15 protein-coding genes are annotated in these 14,830 nt (G+C 58.9%); 10 read left to right on the top strand and 5 right to left on the bottom strand.

The window, feature by feature from the left end; genetic code table 11:
* On the top strand, positions 1 to 187 hold a 187-nt coding region (locus ABLV54_RS08180; protein ID WP_205416085.1), incomplete at its 5' end, for a hypothetical protein.
* 162 nt (positions 188 to 349) lie between these two features.
* A complete protein-coding gene (locus tag ABLV54_RS08175; protein ID WP_004206436.1) occupies positions 350 to 1,081 on the top strand; it encodes a transporter substrate-binding domain-containing protein in 732 nt (243 codons plus the stop codon).
* 43 nt (positions 1,082 to 1,124) lie between these two features.
* Here ABLV54_RS08175 and orn read toward each other — a convergent pair whose 3' ends face one another.
* Positions 1,125 to 1,670, bottom strand: coding sequence for an oligoribonuclease (orn, locus tag ABLV54_RS08170; protein WP_004206435.1), 546 nt, complete (start codon positions 1,668 to 1,670; stop codon positions 1,125 to 1,127).
* A 94-nt stretch (positions 1,671 to 1,764) separates the two neighbouring features.
* Between orn and rsgA the strand changes: the two genes are divergently transcribed.
* From rsgA to mscM, 3 genes are all read left to right on the top strand, one after another.
* Positions 1,765 to 2,826 (top strand): small ribosomal subunit biogenesis GTPase RsgA, encoded by a 1,062-nt coding sequence (rsgA, locus tag ABLV54_RS08165; protein WP_023291707.1) that lies wholly within the window; start codon positions 1,765 to 1,767, stop codon positions 2,824 to 2,826.
* A 160-nt stretch (positions 2,827 to 2,986) separates the two neighbouring features.
* Entirely contained in the window at positions 2,987 to 3,949 is a 963-nt protein-coding gene (asd, locus tag ABLV54_RS08160; RefSeq protein ID WP_004206431.1) for an archaetidylserine decarboxylase, read from the top strand.
* A gap of 23 nt (positions 3,950 to 3,972) precedes the next feature.
* Positions 3,973 to 7,302 (top strand): miniconductance mechanosensitive channel MscM, encoded by a 3,330-nt coding sequence (mscM, locus tag ABLV54_RS08155; protein ID WP_017900929.1) that lies wholly within the window; start codon positions 3,973 to 3,975, stop codon positions 7,300 to 7,302.
* Between the two features lie 37 nt (positions 7,303 to 7,339).
* Here mscM and yjeM read toward each other — a convergent pair whose 3' ends face one another.
* A complete protein-coding gene (gene yjeM, locus ABLV54_RS08150; protein WP_048336483.1) occupies positions 7,340 to 8,842 on the bottom strand; it encodes a glutamate/gamma-aminobutyrate family transporter YjeM in 1,503 nt (500 codons plus the stop codon).
* A 187-nt stretch (positions 8,843 to 9,029) separates the two neighbouring features.
* Positions 9,030 to 10,007, bottom strand: coding sequence for an elongation factor P--(R)-beta-lysine ligase (gene epmA / locus ABLV54_RS08145; RefSeq protein WP_004206428.1), 978 nt, complete (start codon positions 10,005 to 10,007; stop codon positions 9,030 to 9,032).
* Positions 10,008 to 10,281: 274 nt separating this feature from the next.
* Here epmA and frdA point away from each other — a divergent pair, with 274 nt between their 5' ends.
* From frdA to ABLV54_RS08120, 5 genes are all read left to right on the top strand, one after another.
* Positions 10,282 to 12,072 carry a fumarate reductase (quinol) flavoprotein subunit gene (gene frdA / locus ABLV54_RS08140; protein ID WP_050533658.1) on the top strand — a complete coding sequence of 597 codons (1,791 nt, stop codon included), beginning with the start codon at positions 10,282 to 10,284 and terminating at the stop codon, positions 12,070 to 12,072.
* Complete coding sequence (frdB, locus tag ABLV54_RS08135; RefSeq protein WP_004177729.1) at positions 12,065 to 12,799, top strand: fumarate reductase iron-sulfur protein; 735 nt, start codon at positions 12,065 to 12,067, stop codon at positions 12,797 to 12,799. Before frdA ends, frdB begins: the two co-directional genes overlap by 8 nt.
* Before the next feature lie 10 nt (positions 12,800 to 12,809).
* The gene (frdC, locus tag ABLV54_RS08130) at positions 12,810 to 13,205 is read left to right on the top strand and encodes a fumarate reductase subunit FrdC (protein ID WP_002885530.1); all 396 of its coding nucleotides are present in this window, start codon (positions 12,810 to 12,812) and stop codon (positions 13,203 to 13,205) included.
* 10 nt (positions 13,206 to 13,215) lie between these two features.
* The gene (gene frdD / locus ABLV54_RS08125; RefSeq protein WP_050533657.1) at positions 13,216 to 13,575 is read left to right on the top strand and encodes a fumarate reductase subunit FrdD; all 360 of its coding nucleotides are present in this window, start codon (positions 13,216 to 13,218) and stop codon (positions 13,573 to 13,575) included.
* A 113-nt stretch (positions 13,576 to 13,688) separates the two neighbouring features.
* Positions 13,689 to 14,222, top strand: a complete 534-nt coding sequence (locus ABLV54_RS08120) for a lipocalin family protein (protein WP_050533656.1) — start codon at positions 13,689 to 13,691, stop codon at positions 14,220 to 14,222.
* Here the strand turns inward: ABLV54_RS08120 and sugE are convergent.
* On the bottom strand, positions 14,219 to 14,536 hold the full coding sequence (gene sugE, locus ABLV54_RS08115) for a quaternary ammonium compound efflux SMR transporter SugE (protein WP_004206425.1): 318 nt from the start codon (positions 14,534 to 14,536) through the stop codon (positions 14,219 to 14,221). The two genes, ABLV54_RS08120 and sugE, sit on opposite strands and share 4 nt — an antisense overlap.
* A gap of 143 nt (positions 14,537 to 14,679) precedes the next feature.
* Positions 14,680 to 14,826 carry a lipoprotein toxin entericidin B gene (gene ecnB, locus ABLV54_RS08110; protein ID WP_004206423.1) on the bottom strand — a complete coding sequence of 49 codons (147 nt, stop codon included), beginning with the start codon at positions 14,824 to 14,826 and terminating at the stop codon, positions 14,680 to 14,682.
* Positions 14,827 to 14,830 lie beyond the last annotated feature (4 nt).

Below are 14,830 nucleotides of genomic sequence, written 5' to 3'. Positions count from 1 at the left end.
AACTCGCGACCCCGACCTTGGCAAGGTCGTGCTCTACCAACTGAGCTATTCCCGCGTTACTGCATTTTTTGCCATATTTCGATGGCGTCGTAATTTGCATTTCTGCGTCGTTACGGGAGGCGCATTATACGAGAATTCGATGCCCCTGCAACCCCCTGTTCATCACTTTTTTGCGTTTTTTGTTTAAATGGATATTTTCTCGCCACCTACGCCGCTGAATTGTATAAATAAGCGTCATTTCGGGCAAAATCGCTTTTTCCGCCCGCCTGAATGACGCAAAATCGCTCGCATCATACCGCGGTGGCGCGACGTAAAACGAGGCCACCACGCCGCCAAACAGGGAATTAGCATGAGAAAAGTCCTCACCGTCCTGCTGCTGAGCACGCTGGCCATCGGAACCGCGTCAGCCGAGACGCTCCATTTTGGCACCAGCACGGCCAATCCGCCGTTTGTCACCGCCAACGGCAAAAATCAGCCTGTCGGCTTCGATATCGATCTTGCCCAGGCCCTGTGCCAGCAGATGCAGGCGCAGTGCCAGTTCACGGCGCAGCGTTTCGATACGCTGATCCCGGCTTTACGCTTCAAGAAATTTGACGCGGTGATTGCCGGCATGGAAGTGATCCCGATGCGTGAGAAGCAGGTCGCCTTCAGCCGTCCCTATCGCCAGGCGCTCTCCGGGGTGGTGATCGTCAACAAAGATGTCGCCCATACCTTTGCCGACCTGAAAGCCAAAAAAGTCGGCGTGGTGAAAGGCACACTGCATCAACACTATCTGCGTGATAAACAGAAAGCCGTACAGGCTGTTCCTTACGACGACGTCGCCAGCGCCCTGGCCGCGCTGAAGGCCGGGCAAATAACCGGCGTCATGGGCGACTTCGCCACCCTCGACGCCTGGCAGCAGGAGAACCCTGACTACGCCATCATGGATGAACGTGCCACCGACCCGGCTTATTACGGTAAGCAGTATGCGATTGCGGTGCGCAAAGACGATCCGGAGCTGCTGAATGCGATCAACGATGCCCTGACCGCGGTCATGGCGACGCCTGACTTCCAGCAGATGCAGCAGAAGTGGTTTAAATAACGCAGAAAGGTGTACCGGGCCGCGCACAGGGCCCGGTCGCGGTTTACAGCTTAATGAAGTGTTCGCGGTAGTAAGCCAGCTCGGCGACTGACTCGCGGATATCGTCCATCGCCTGGTGGGTACCCTGCTTTTTAAAGCCGTCGAGAATTTCCGGCTTCCAGCGGCGCGCCAGCTCTTTCAGCGTGCTAACGTCCAGATAGCGATAGTGGAAATAGGCTTCCAGTTGCGGCATGTACTTAAACAGGAAGCGACGATCCTGGCCGATGCTGTTGCCACAGATCGGCGACTTGCCCGCCGGCACCCACTGCTTAAGAAACTCAATGGTCGCCAGTTCGGCGTCGTGCTCGCTGACGGCGCTGGCCTTCACGCGATCCACCAGCCCGCTGCCGGTATGCGTCCGCACATTCCACTCGTCCATCAGCGCCAGCTGGGCATCCGATTGATGCACCGCGATGGTCGGCCCCTCGGCCAGAATGTTCAGGTTGGCATCGGTCACCAGGGTGGCGATTTCGATAATGCGATCGCGCTCCGGATCCAGCCCTGTCATCTCAAGATCGATCCAAATGAGGTTGTTTTCATTTGCACTCATGCTATTTTCCACCCTTCTTGCGTGACTATATTCATCTAAAATAGCGTGTATCATAGAGGTTTTGCCCCATCAGGGCGACCAGGAGCCAGTTCGATTGAGTAAAAATAAACTCTCCAAAGGCCAGCAGCGCCGCGTCAAAGCCAACCACCAGCGCCGTCTGAAAACCACTGCGGAGAAGGCCGACTACGATGACAACCTGTTTGGCGACACGTCGGAAGGCATTGTCATCAGTCGCTTTGGCATGCATGCCGACGTCGAATCCGCTGACGGCAGCGTGCATCGCTGCAATATCCGCCGGACGATCCGTTCGCTGGTCACCGGCGACCGCGTGGTCTGGCGGCCGGGTAAAGACGCCGCCGACGGCGTAAGCGTCAAAGGGATCGTCGAAGCGGTTCACGATCGCGCCTCCGTCCTGACGCGCCCGGATTTTTACGACGGCGTGAAGCCTATCGCCGCCAATATCGACCAGATCGTGGTGGTTTCCGCGATCCTGCCTGAGCTGTCGCTGAATATTATCGATCGCTATCTGGTGGCCTGCGAGGCGCAGGATATCGAGCCGTTAATCGTCCTGAACAAAATTGATCTGCTGGATGACGATGGCCTGCGCTTCGTCAATGAGCAAATGGACATCTACCGCAACATCGGTTACCGCGTACTGCTGGTCTCCAGCCGTACTCAGGACGGCCTCAAGCCGCTGGAAGCGGCCCTGACCGACCGCATCAGCATCTTCGCCGGGCAGTCCGGGGTGGGTAAATCAAGCCTGCTGAACGCCCTGCTGGGGCTGAATGAGGATCAGATCCTCACCAATGATGTCTCGGACGTTTCCGGCTTAGGCCAGCACACCACCACCGCGGCGCGCCTCTACCACTTCCCGCACGGTGGCGATGTGATTGATTCACCGGGGGTACGTGAGTTCGGCCTGTGGCATCTGGAAGCGGAACAAATCACCAACGGCTTTGTCGAATTCCATGATTATTTAGGCCGTTGCAAATATCGCGACTGTAAACACGATACCGATCCTGGCTGTGCGCTTCGCGAAGCGGTAGAGAGCGGCAAGATCGCCGAAAGCCGTTTCGAGAACTACCACCGCATCCTGGAAAGCATGGCGCAGGTACAGGTAAAAACGCGTAAAAACTTTTCCTCGACCGATGACTGACCATTAAGCTGAGCGTCACGTCAGGCGCTGCCGGGCAGCGGTGATGACGCGGCTTACGCGGATGCCATTTGGCGAGTTTTACGTATAGAATCATCCCCTTTTTTCAGGTCCCCGCCCGCAGGCGGGGTCAGGAACGACATATCATGGCCTGGAGGCTACTTTGTTAAACGATCTTAAACTTTCACTGCAATACATTCTGCCTAAACTGTGGCTCACCCGCCTCGCAGGCTGGGGTGCGAGCAAACGCGCAGGTTGGCTGACGAAGCTGGTCATCGATCTGTTCGTGAAATACTACAAGGTCGATATGAAAGAGGCGCAGAAGCCGGATACCGCGGCCTATCGCACCTTCAACGATTTCTTTGTGCGCCCGCTGCGCGACGACGTTCGCCCGCTGAATACCGATCCTAACGTACTGGTGATGCCGGCCGACGGCGTGATCAGCCAGCTTGGTGCCATTGAGAACGATAAAATTCTGCAGGCCAAGGGCCACGACTACAGCCTGGAAGCCTTACTGGCCGGCAACTACCAGATGGCCGACCTGTTCCGTAACGGCAGCTTCGCCACCACCTATCTGTCGCCGCGCGACTATCACCGCGTGCACATGCCGTGCAACGGTATCCTGCGCGAAATGATCTACGTTCCTGGCGACCTGTTCTCCGTTAACCATCTGACGGCGCAGAACGTGCCGAACCTGTTTGCCCGTAACGAGCGCGTCATCTGCCTGTTTGATACTGAGTTTGGCCCGATGGCGCAAATTCTGGTGGGCGCGACTATCGTCGGCAGCATCGAGACCGTGTGGTCCGGCACCGTAACCCCGCCGCGCGAAGGCATTATTAAACGCTGGACCTGGCCCGCTGGCGACAGCGAAGGCTCCGTCGCCCTGCTGAAAGGCCAGGAGATGGGCCGCTTCAAACTGGGCTCCACCGTGATCAACCTGTTTGCCCCGGGCCAGGTGAAGCTGGTCGACACGCTGCAAAGCCTGTCCGTGACTAAAATCGGCCAACCGCTGGCGACAACGGTGGAAGCAACCACCGCCGCTGAACCGGCGCCGTTACCGGAAGAAGAGATCCGCGCCGAACATCGCGCCAGCCCGCTGGTTGACGATAAACAAGACCAAGGTTAATTCTTCAGCAAAAGGGTTATGCCGTGCGCCTGATATACACTTTCCTGTTGGCCTTGAGCCTCAGTTTCGGGGCGTACGCTGCGACAGCCCCGGATGCTAAACAGATAACCCAGGAACTGGAACAGGCGAAGGCGGCAAAGCCCGCCCAGCCTGAAACCGTTGAAGTTCTGCAGTCCGCCCTGAACGCGCTTGAGGAGCGAAAATCGTCTCTCGAGCGCGCCCGTCAGTATCAGGACGTTATCGACAATTTCCCCAAACTGTTTCAAAGCCTGCGTGCCCAGCTCAACAATCTGAGCGAAGAGCCGCGCCAGGTGCCAGTCGGCCTGACCGCCGATGCGCTGAACCAGGAGATCCTCCAGGTCAGCAGCCAGCTGCTGGAGTCAAGCCGTCAGGCGCAGCAGGAGCAGGATCGCGCGCGTGAAATCGCCGACTCCCTGAACCAGCTGCCGCAGCAGCAAACCGACGCCCGGCGTCAGCTCAATGAGGTTGAGCGCCGCATCGGCACGCAAACCGGCAACAATGCTCTCGCCCAGGCGCAAAATCTTGCCCTGCAGGCGGAATCGGCGCGCCTGAAGGCGCTGGTGGATGAGCTCGACCTCGCCCAGCTTTCCGCCAATAACCGCCAGGAGCTGTCGCGCGCCCGTTCTGAACTGGCGCAAAAGCAGAGCGAGCAGCTGGATGCCTATCTGCAGGCGCTGCGTAATCTGCAGAACAGCCAGCGCCAGCGGGAGGCGGAAAAAGCGCTGGAGAGTACCGAACTGCTGGCGGAGAACAGTGAAAACCTGCCGCCGGACATTACCGCCCAGTTTAAAGTCAATCGCGAACTCTCCCAGGCGCTGAACCAGCAGGCGCAGCGTATGGATCTGGTGGCGTCCCAGCAGCGGCAGGCGACGAATCAAACGCTGCAGGTGCGTCAGGCGTTAAACACCCTGCGCGAGCAGTCGCAGTGGCTGGGCTCCTCCAATCTGCTGGGCGAAGCCCTGCGCGCCCAGGTGGCGCGGCTGCCGGAGCGCCCTCGCCCGCAGCAGCTGGATACGGAAATGGCGCAGCTGCGCGTGCAGCGTCTGCGCTTTGAGGATTTACTCAGTAAGCAGCCGCAGCTGCGGCAGATCCGCCAGGCCGACGGCGAACCGCTGACCAGCGAGCAGAACAAGATCCTGCAGGCGCAGCTACGCACGCAGAACGAGCTGCTGAACTCGCTGCTGCGCGGCGGCGATACCCTGATGCTGGAGCTCACCAAGCTGAAGGTCGCCAACGGCCAGCTGGAAGACGCGCTGAAGGAGATCAACGAAGCCACCCACCGCTATCTGTTCTGGACTTCGGACGTCAGCCCCATCGGCTTCTCCTGGCCGCTGGAGATCGTCCAGGATCTGCGGCGCCTGATCTCCCTGGATACCATCAGCGAGCTGGGTAAAGCCAGCGCGATGATGCTCACCAGCAAAGAGACCCTGCTACCGCTGTTTGCCGCCCTGCTGCTGGTTGGCTTCAGCATCAGCTCGCGGCGCCATTTCACCCGCTTCCTTGAGCGCTCCAGCGCTCGGGTGGGGAAAGTCACCCAGGATCACTTCTGGCTGACGCTGCGCACGGTCTTCTGGTCGATACTGGTAGCTTCGCCGCTGCCGGTGCTGTGGATGACGCTCGGCTATGGTCTGCAGTCCGCCTGGCCCTTCCCGCTGGCGGTGGCGATTGGCGATGGGGTCACCGCGACGGTGCCTCTGCTGTGGGTGGTGATGATCTGCGCCACCTTCGCCCGGCCAAACGGGCTGTTTATCGCCCACTTCGGCTGGCCGCGTAACCGCGTGGCGAAAGCGATGCGCTACTACCTGATGAGCATCGGACTGATTGTGCCGCTGATAATGGCGCTGATCATGTTCGATAATCTTAACGACCGCGAGTTCTCCGCCTCACTGGGCCGCCTGTGCTTCCTGCTGATCTGCGGCGCGCTGGCGGTGGTCACCCTCAGCCTTAAGCATGCCGGCATCCCGCTCTACCTGGATAAAGAGGGGAATGGCGACAATATGGTGAACCGCCTGCTGTGGAACCTGATGCTTGGCGCCCCGCTGGTGGCCATGCTGGCGGCCGCCGTCGGCTACCTCGCCACCGCTCAGGCGCTGCTGGCGCGTCTGGAAACCTCCGTCGCCATCTGGTTCCTGCTGCTGGTGGTCTATCACATTATCCGCCGCTGGATGCTGATCCAGCGGCGCCGACTGGCCTTCGACCGGGCCCGCCATCGTCGCGCGGAAATTCTCGCCCAGCGCGCCCGCGGCGAAGATGAGCCTGTTCACGTCAGCAGCCCGGAAGGATCGGTGGAGACGGAGGTCAGCGAGGTCGATCTCGATGCCATCAGTACCCAGTCGCTGCGTCTCGTGCGCTCTCTGCTGATGCTGATCGCGCTGCTGTCAGTCATCGTGCTGTGGTCGGAAATTCACTCGGCGTTTGGCTTCCTTGAGAATATCTCGCTGTGGGACGTCACCTCGACGGTGCAGGGGGTGGAAAGCCTCGAGCCCATCACCCTTGGCGCAGTGCTGATTGCCATTCTGGTGCTGATCATCACCACTCAGCTGGTGCGCAACCTGCCGGCGCTGCTGGAGCTGGCGATCCTCCAGCACCTCGATTTAACGCCCGGCACCGGCTACGCCATCACCACCATCACCAAGTATTTGCTGATGCTGATCGGTGGGCTGGTGGGCTTCTCAATGATCGGCATTGAGTGGTCGAAGCTGCAGTGGCTGGTCGCCGCGCTGGGTGTGGGTCTCGGGTTTGGCCTGCAGGAGATCTTCGCTAACTTTATCTCCGGCCTGATTATCCTGTTTGAAAAGCCGATCCGCATCGGCGATACGGTCACCATCCGCGACCTGACGGGCAGCGTCACCCGCATCAATACCCGCGCCACCACCATCAGCGACTGGGACCGGAAAGAGATTATCGTGCCGAACAAGGCGTTCATCACCGAACAGTTTATCAACTGGTCGCTGTCGGACTCGGTCACCCGCGTGGTGTTGACGGTGCCGGCTCCGGTGGACGCCGATACCGAAGAGGTGACCAAGATCCTCATCGCCGCGGCGCATCGCTGTTCGCTGGTCATCGATACCCCGGCGCCGGAGGCGTTTCTCGTCGACCTGCAGCAGGGGATCCAGATTTTCGAGCTGCGTATTTTTGCCGCCGAGATGGGGCACCGCATGCCGCTACGCCATGAGATGCATCAGCTGATCCTGGCGGGCTTCCGCGAGCATGGCATTGATATGCCGTTCCCTCCGTTCCAGATGCGGCTGGAAAGTATCGACGGCAGGCAAAGCAGTAAAACCATGACCTCGGCCGGGAAAACCAGCCGACGTACGGCTGGCAGCCTGTAGGCCATACCCTGCCCGGCGCCGCCGCCGGGCAGGCTTTCTAGCTCTCCATTACCAGCACACCGGACGCCAGGCGCCGACGGTAGCTTTCGTAAATGGCCAACGCCAGCAGCGAGAAGAAGATCGGCCCGCCGACCATCCACAGCGTGCTGTTCCAGTCCCCGCTGTCGATGACCGGCTGAATAATGGTGAAGATATTGGCGAAAGTCACCACCAGTAGCACCACGCCGGTCGCCAGCAGCGTCGACTGGCGGTTTTTGAAAATCACGAACGGCCGATCGAGATGCGCTTTTGACTTGAAGAACGGGAAGGCGATGGTCAGGAACAGGTAAGGCAAAGTCATGGAGACATTGGCCATCAGCGTCAGCTTGTTATAAAACGCGGAAGCGCTGTCCCCACCGAACGACACCATGACAATAAACACCCCGACCAGCAAACACTGCAGCCACATCGCCGCGGCGGGCATACCATTAACGTTGAGACGGGTCATCACCGATGGCCAGAGCGCTTTTGGCGTGCCCTGGATAATCGCTTTCAGCGGCGAATAGCTGAGAGTGAAAAACGCGCCGGTATAGGCGAGAAACATCGACAGCCCGGTAATACGGGCGAACCAGATCCCGGTGAGGGCTGCCGCCTCTGGCGTCATGTGCAGAGCCTGGCCGAGCGTGTTCCCGAGGCTGGTCATCAGCACATAGGTGATGTTGCCGAGGTTGGTTGAACGCGCACCGAGCACCTGCTGCCAGTTAGCGCTCACGCCCCACAGCACAATCGCCAGCGAATAACCAACCGAGATTACGATCGCCGCGATAATAATCCCTTTGGCAAAGTTCTTTTCCGGTTTATCGGTTTTATCCACTAAGCCGCCGACTGCCTCAATTCCGCCATAGGCGAAGATGGCAAATACCACAAATGACAGCATTGCCATACCCGACTGATAGCCCGGATTAGGCGAAAGGGCGAAGTTTAACGGTTGGGCGAAATGGCCGCCGTTAAGCAGCAGGATCGCCCCGCTCACCAGCAGCAGCACCAGATTAAGCCCCATCACCGCGATACCGCCGACGGCGGTGATCCTGGCGATTTTATTGATCCCTTTGACGGCAATAAAGGTCACGACGACCATCCAGCAGGCCGCCAGAATGCCCACCGTCTGCGTCGGGGTCAGGCTACCCAGCGCCCAGCTTTGGGTTTTGTCGGCGCCAAACAAAAAGGTAGATAGCGGCACCCAGATCTTAGCCGCGGTACTCACCATCCAGACGATGTACGACGCAAACCACATAAAGGTGCCGATAAACGCAAAGCGCGGCCCGACGCTGTGGTTCATCCAGGAGTAAATGCCGCCCTCTTCCCGACGAAAGGCTGAGCCCATCTCCGCCATCATCAGCGCAAACGGAATGAAGAAAAAGAGTGCGGAAAAAAGATAAAACGGCATAGCGCTGTAGCCCATCAGATAAAACGCCGACGGGCTGTTGGCAAAGCCAAACACCGAGGTGAAGATCATCAGAATCAGCCCAATCAGGCTCATCTTCTTGAGTTGTTGATGCATAAACCTATCCAAACGTGAGCATCGCCCGACGGGCAACGCCTGGTCTCATAAAAAGAGCGCGGATAGTAGCAAAAGCACGGAGAGAGATTGTGGGTATTCGGGCGAATGCCGGGATACCGTGCGAGGTATAGGTCAGGAGAGGCCTGTCACCTCCCTCGCCCGCAGGCGGCGGGAGGTGACAGCGCCATCAGGCGCGGTCGACCGTAAAGGCGATCACTTCGCCGATGCTTTCAGCGCCCAGCGCCAGCATCACCACGCGATCAACGCCCAATGCCACGCCGGAGCAGTCCGGCAGACCTGCCTCCAGCGCCGCCAGCAGGTTGTTATCGATGGGCTGCTGCGGGAGGCCGCGCGCGGCCCGCTTGCGGTTGTCCTGCTCAAAGCGCAGGCGCTGCTCATGGGCGTCGGTCAGCTCGTGGAAACCATTCGCCAGCTCAATTCCTTTGTAATAGACCTCGAAGCGCTCAGCGACCCGATGATCTTCCGGGCTGATCTGCGCTAAAGAGGCCTGAGTTGCCGGGAAATGATAAATGAACGTCGGCCGATCTTTGCCGATGTGCGGCTCCACGCCCATGGTGAACAGCAGTTGCAGCAGCGTGTCGCGATCTTCTTCAGTATCGGCGATATTGCTCAGATCCAGCTTCGCCGCGACTTCGCGCAGCTGCGCTTTATCGGCAGAGAGCGGGTCAATATCCAGATGACGCTGGAACGCCTGCTGATAGGAGAGGCTTTCCGCCGGCTGGCACTCCAGCACCTGCTGCAGCAGATCGTCCACCTCGTTGATCAGACGATACATGTCATAGCACGGACGATACCACTCCAGCATGGTGAATTCCGGATTGTGATGCCGCCCCATCTCTTCATTACGGAAGCTGCGGCACAGCTGGAAAACCGGGCCGCAGCCCGCCGCCAGCAGGCGCTTCATATGGTATTCCGGACTGGTCATCAGGTACAGATTGAGTCCCTGTGAGTGGCCCGGGCCGACGAAACGGGTTTCAAACGGGAACAAATGGATATCCGTTACCGTCGCCTGACTCATGCAAGGCGTCTCCACCTCCAGCACGCCGCGATCGGTAAAGAAACGGCGGATTTCCGCCATCACCGCCGCGCGTTTCAACAGATTGGGAATGGGTGCGCTCGGCTGCCAGGTTGCCGTCTCGCTCATGGTACTTTCTCCGATTGCAAACAAGGGCACGAAGTCTACTCGCAACCGGCGAGTGAAACAAATTTTGTGCAATCCCCGGCAGATTACATGCCATTAATCTATCGTTAACCTAAATGCATAAATATCACTGATAAATAACCGCACATATCGATAAAAAAATCGAACACGTCAATTTTCCATACTGACCCTACGGCTATACTCCTGTACCTATAAAGGAGCAGTGATACTTTTTCGCCAGCCCGGCGGCGAAATACACTAAAACTGGAGGAATGTCGTGCACACTTTTCAAGCCGATCTCGCCGTAATTGGCGCCGGCGGGGCAGGCCTTCGCGCCGCTATCGCCGCCGCCCAGGCCAACCCCAATGCCAAAATCGCCCTGATTTCTAAAGTCTATCCGATGCGCAGCCATACGGTCGCTGCAGAAGGGGGGTCCGCAGCCGTTGCCCAGGATCACGATAGCTTTGAGTACCATTTTCACGACACCGTCGCCGGAGGCGACTGGCTGTGCGAGCAGGATGTCGTCGACTATTTCGTTCACCACTGCCCGACGGAAATGACCCAGCTGGAACAGTGGGGATGCCCGTGGAGCCGCCGCCCTGACGGCAGCGTTAACGTCCGGCGCTTCGGTGGCATGAAGATCGAACGTACCTGGTTTGCCGCCGATAAAACCGGCTTCCACATGCTGCATACCCTCTTCCAGACCTCCCTTCAGTTTCCCCAAATTCAACGCTTTGATGAACATTTCGTCCTTGATCTGCTGGTCGATGACGGCCAGGCCCGCGGCCTGGTGGCGATGAATATGATGGAAGGCACGCTGGTGCAGATCCGCGCCAACGCGGTGGTGCTAGCCACCGGCGGCGCCGGACGCGTCTATCGCTACAACACCAACGGCGGCATCGTTACCGGTGACGGGATGGGTATGGCGCTGGGCCACGGCGTGCCGCTGCGCGATATGGAGTTCGTTCAGTATCACCCAACCGGTCTGCCGGGTTCCGGCATCCTGATGACCGAAGGCTGCCGCGGCGAAGGCGGGATTCTGGTCAACAAAAACGGCTATCGCTATCTGCAGGATTACGGCATGGGCCCGGAAACCCCGCTCGGCGAACCGAAGAACAAATATATGGAGCTGGGCCCACGCGACAAAGTGTCCCAGGCCTTCTGGCACGAATGGCGGAAAGGGAACACCATTCCCACGCCGCGCGGCGACGTGGTCTACCTCGATCTGCGCCACCTCGGCGAGAAAAAGCTGCTGGAGCGCCTGCCGTTTATCTGTGAGCTGGCGAAAGCCTACGTCGGCGTCGACCCGGTGAAAGAACCGATTCCGGTACGCCCGACCGCGCACTACACCATGGGCGGCATCGAAACCGATCAACAGTGCGAAACCCGCATCAAAGGGCTGTTTGCCGTGGGCGAATGCTCGTCCGTTGGTCTGCACGGCGCCAACCGCCTGGGCTCCAACTCGCTGGCAGAGCTGGTGGTCTTCGGCCGCCTGGCCGGGGAACAGGCCATGCGGCGCGCCGCGCAAGCGGGCGAGACGAACGGCTCCGCCCTTGATGCGCAAGCTGCCGATGTGGAGCGTCGTCTGAAAGATCTCGTCAACCAGGAGGGTAACGAAAACTGGGCGAAAATCCGCGACGAAATGGGGCTCTCGATGGAGGAAGGCTGCGGCATCTACCGGACGCCAGAGCTGATGCAGAAAACTATCGACAAGCTGGCTGAGCTGCAGGAGCGCTTTAAGCGCGTGCGCATTACCGACAACTCCAGCGTATTCAACACCGATCTGCTTTACACCATTGAGCTGGGACACGGTTTAAACGTTGCCGAATGTATGGCGCACTCGGCCATCGCCCGTAAAGAATCGCGCGGTGCGCACCAGCGTCTGGATGAAGGCTGTACCGAACGCGACGACGTCAACTTCCTCAAACATACGCTCGCCTTCCGCGAGGCTGATGGCACCACCCGCCTGGAATATGGCGATGTGAAGATCACCACGCTGCCGCCGGCGAAACGTGTCTATGGCGCTGAAGCGGAAGCGGCTGAGAAGAAGGAGACCACCCATGGCTGAGATGAAAAACCTGAAAGTCGAAGTGGTGCGTTACAACCCGGAGGTCGACACGGCACCGCACAGCGCGTTCTATGACGTGCCTTACGATGAGCAGACCTCGCTGCTGGACGCGCTGGGCTACATTAAAGACAACCTGGCGCCCGACCTGAGCTACCGCTGGTCCTGCCGGATGGCGATCTGCGGCTCCTGCGGCATGATGGTCAATAAGGTACCGAAGCTGGCCTGTAAAACCTTCCTGCGGGATTACACCAAAGGCATCAAGGTTGAAGCGCTGGCCAACTTCCCGATCGAGCGCGATCTGGTGGTGGATATGACCCACTTTATCGAAAGTCTGGAGGCCATTAAGCCCTATATCATCGGCAATAACCGCACCCCGGACCAGGGACCTAACAAGCAGACGCCGGCCCAGATGGCCAAATACCATCAGTTCTCCGGCTGTATCAACTGCGGACTGTGCTATGCCGCCTGTCCGCAGTTCGGCCTGAATCCGGAGTTTATCGGCCCGGCGGCGATCACCCTCGCCCACCGCTATAACGAAGACAGCCGCGACCACGGCAAAAAGGAACGCATGGCGCAGCTTAACGGCCAGAACGGCGTCTGGACCTGTACTTTCGTGGGCTACTGCTCGGAAGTGTGTCCGAAGCACGTCGACCCGGCGGCCGCGATCCAGCAGGGCAAAGTGGAAAGTTCGAAAGACTTTCTTATCGCCACCCTGAAACCACGCTAAGGAGTGCATTATGACGACGAAACGCAAACCCTACGTGCGGCCGATGACCTCCACCTGGTGGAAAAAGCTGCCGTTTTATCGCTTCTACATGGTGCGGGAAGGCACGGCGGTGCCGACGGTCTGGTTTAGCATTGTGCTGATTTACGGGCTGTTTGCCCTCAAGCACGGCGCCGAAAGCTGGGCGGGATATATCGGATTCCTGCAAAATCCAGTGGTGGTGATCCTCAATCTGATCACCCTGGCGGCGGCGCTGCTGCACACCAAAACCTGGTTCGAGCTGGCGCCGAAAGCCGCCAACGTCATCATCAAAGGCGAAAAAATGGGGCCAGAGCCGGTGATTAAAGGTCTCTGGGTGGTGACGGCGGTGGTCACCGTGGTGATCCTGTTTGTCGCCCTGTTCTGGTAAGGAGGCTGAGATGATTAATCCCAATCCGAAACGTTCCGATGAACCCGTTTTCTGGGGGCTGTTTGGCGCTGGCGGCATGTGGGGCGCGATTGTCGCGCCGGTGATGGTGCTGCTGGTGGGCATTTTGCTGCCGCTGGGGCTCGCCCCGGCCGACGCCTTCAGCTATGAGCGCGTGCTGGCCTTTGCCCAGAGCTTTATCGGCCGCGCGTTCATCTTTCTGATGGTTGTCCTGCCGCTGTGGTGTGGGCTGCATCGTATTCACCACGCCATGCACGACCTGAAAATCCATGTGCCAAACGGCAAATGGGTCTTCTACGGTCTGGCGGCGATCCTCAGCGTCATTACTCTCGTTGGCGTACTGTTTATCTGATCCTGCAAGAGCCCGGCAGCAATTCTGCTACCGGGCTCGCTTCATAGAAAAATCTTGCCGCCTTTGCCCTGCCGGTCTCTACACTTAGCTTAAAAGCCAGCAAGGAGCATACCATGCGTATCCTGCCGATAATCACCGTGGTCGCCGTCTCGTTCCTGTCTGTCGCCTGCAGCACCCCTGCCCCGCCGCCGGGCGTCACCGTGGTCACCCCCTTCGACGTTCAGCGCTATCTGGGTACCTGGTACGAAATCGCCCGCTTCGACCATCCTTTTGAAAGCGGGCTTGAAAAGGTCACGATCGCCTGGCAGCCGCGCGATGACGGCGGTCTGGACGTGGTCAATAAAGGCTATAACCCCGACCGCGACATGTGGCAGAAAACGGACGGGGTGGCGTATTTTACCGGCGAACCCAGCCGCGCCGCGCTGAAGATCTCCTTCTTCGGCCCCTTCTATGGCAGCTATAACGTCATTGCGCTGGATAAGGAGTATCGGTACGCGCTGGTCTGCGGCCCCGACCGCGACTATCTCTGGCTACTGGCGCGAGCCCCCACCATCGCCCCGGAAGTCAGGCAGCAGATGCTGGATATTGCCACCCGGCAGGGTTTTGATATCAGCAAACTGGTCTGGGTCAATCAGCGCTACAACTAGTGCGCGCTGATCTTCAGGCCAATGATGCCGACCACGATGCAGACAAGACTGGCGATACGCATAGCGCTGGCGGATTCACCTAACAGTACGATACCGGTCACAGCGGCGCCCACGGCGCCGATCCCCGTCCAGACGGCGTAAGCGGTACCCACCGGCAGGGTTTTCATCGCCCATGAAAGCAGCGCCATGCTGACGACCATCGCGACGATGGTGATGACGCTGGGAACCAGCCGGCTAAAGCCATGGGTATATTTCAGGCCGACGGCCCACACCACTTCCAGCAGGCCAGCGATAAATAAGACTATCCAGGACATAAGGCTCCTTTGCTGGGGCCGTCCCCGGATGAGAAACGCTTACGGGTCGTCCCGTAAGGTGGATGAAAAGTCGTAGTGAGTATATCCAACAGAATGGGAGAAGTGAAGAACGGTACGGCGCAAAACCGTACCGTCGAAGGCTGTTATTGCTGAGCTTTGGTTGCTGCGCCAGAGATTGCGCTGCCGCCCTCTGAAATATCCTGACCCACACCGCGCGTGGTGTTACAAGCGGTCAGTGCTGAAGAGAGGACCAAAACCGTAAAGAACGCTGCAATCGTTTTTTTCACCATAATG

This window comes from Klebsiella sp. JB_Kp042 (assembly GCF_040065275.1).
GTDB lineage: Bacteria > Pseudomonadota > Gammaproteobacteria > Enterobacterales > Enterobacteriaceae > Klebsiella > Klebsiella quasipneumoniae.
Note: the sequence above shows the minus strand (reverse complement) of the source record. Positions and strands in the feature narration are given on the sequence as shown.

What these genes read in the sequence shown, in the direction of transcription:
- ABLV54_RS08175 (WP_004206436.1), top strand. Translation starts at nt 350, where the DNA reads ATGAGAAAAGTCCTCACCGTCCTGCTGCTGAGCACGCTGGCCATCGGA.
- orn (WP_004206435.1), bottom strand. Translation starts at nt 1,670, where the DNA reads ATGAGTGCAAATGAAAACAACCTCATTTGGATCGATCTTGAGATGACA.
- yjeM (WP_048336483.1), bottom strand. Translation starts at nt 8,842, where the DNA reads ATGCATCAACAACTCAAGAAGATGAGCCTGATTGGGCTGATTCTGATG.
- epmA (WP_004206428.1), bottom strand. Translation starts at nt 10,007, where the DNA reads ATGAGCGAGACGGCAACCTGGCAGCCGAGCGCACCCATTCCCAATCTG.
- frdB (WP_004177729.1), top strand. Translation starts at nt 12,065, where the DNA reads ATGGCTGAGATGAAAAACCTGAAAGTCGAAGTGGTGCGTTACAACCCG.
- frdC (WP_002885530.1), top strand. Translation starts at nt 12,810, where the DNA reads ATGACGACGAAACGCAAACCCTACGTGCGGCCGATGACCTCCACCTGG.
- frdD (WP_050533657.1), top strand. Translation starts at nt 13,216, where the DNA reads ATGATTAATCCCAATCCGAAACGTTCCGATGAACCCGTTTTCTGGGGG.
- ABLV54_RS08120 (WP_050533656.1), top strand. Translation starts at nt 13,689, where the DNA reads ATGCGTATCCTGCCGATAATCACCGTGGTCGCCGTCTCGTTCCTGTCT.
- sugE (WP_004206425.1), bottom strand. Translation starts at nt 14,536, where the DNA reads ATGTCCTGGATAGTCTTATTTATCGCTGGCCTGCTGGAAGTGGTGTGG.
- ecnB (WP_004206423.1), bottom strand. Translation starts at nt 14,826, where the DNA reads ATGGTGAAAAAAACGATTGCAGCGTTCTTTACGGTTTTGGTCCTCTCT.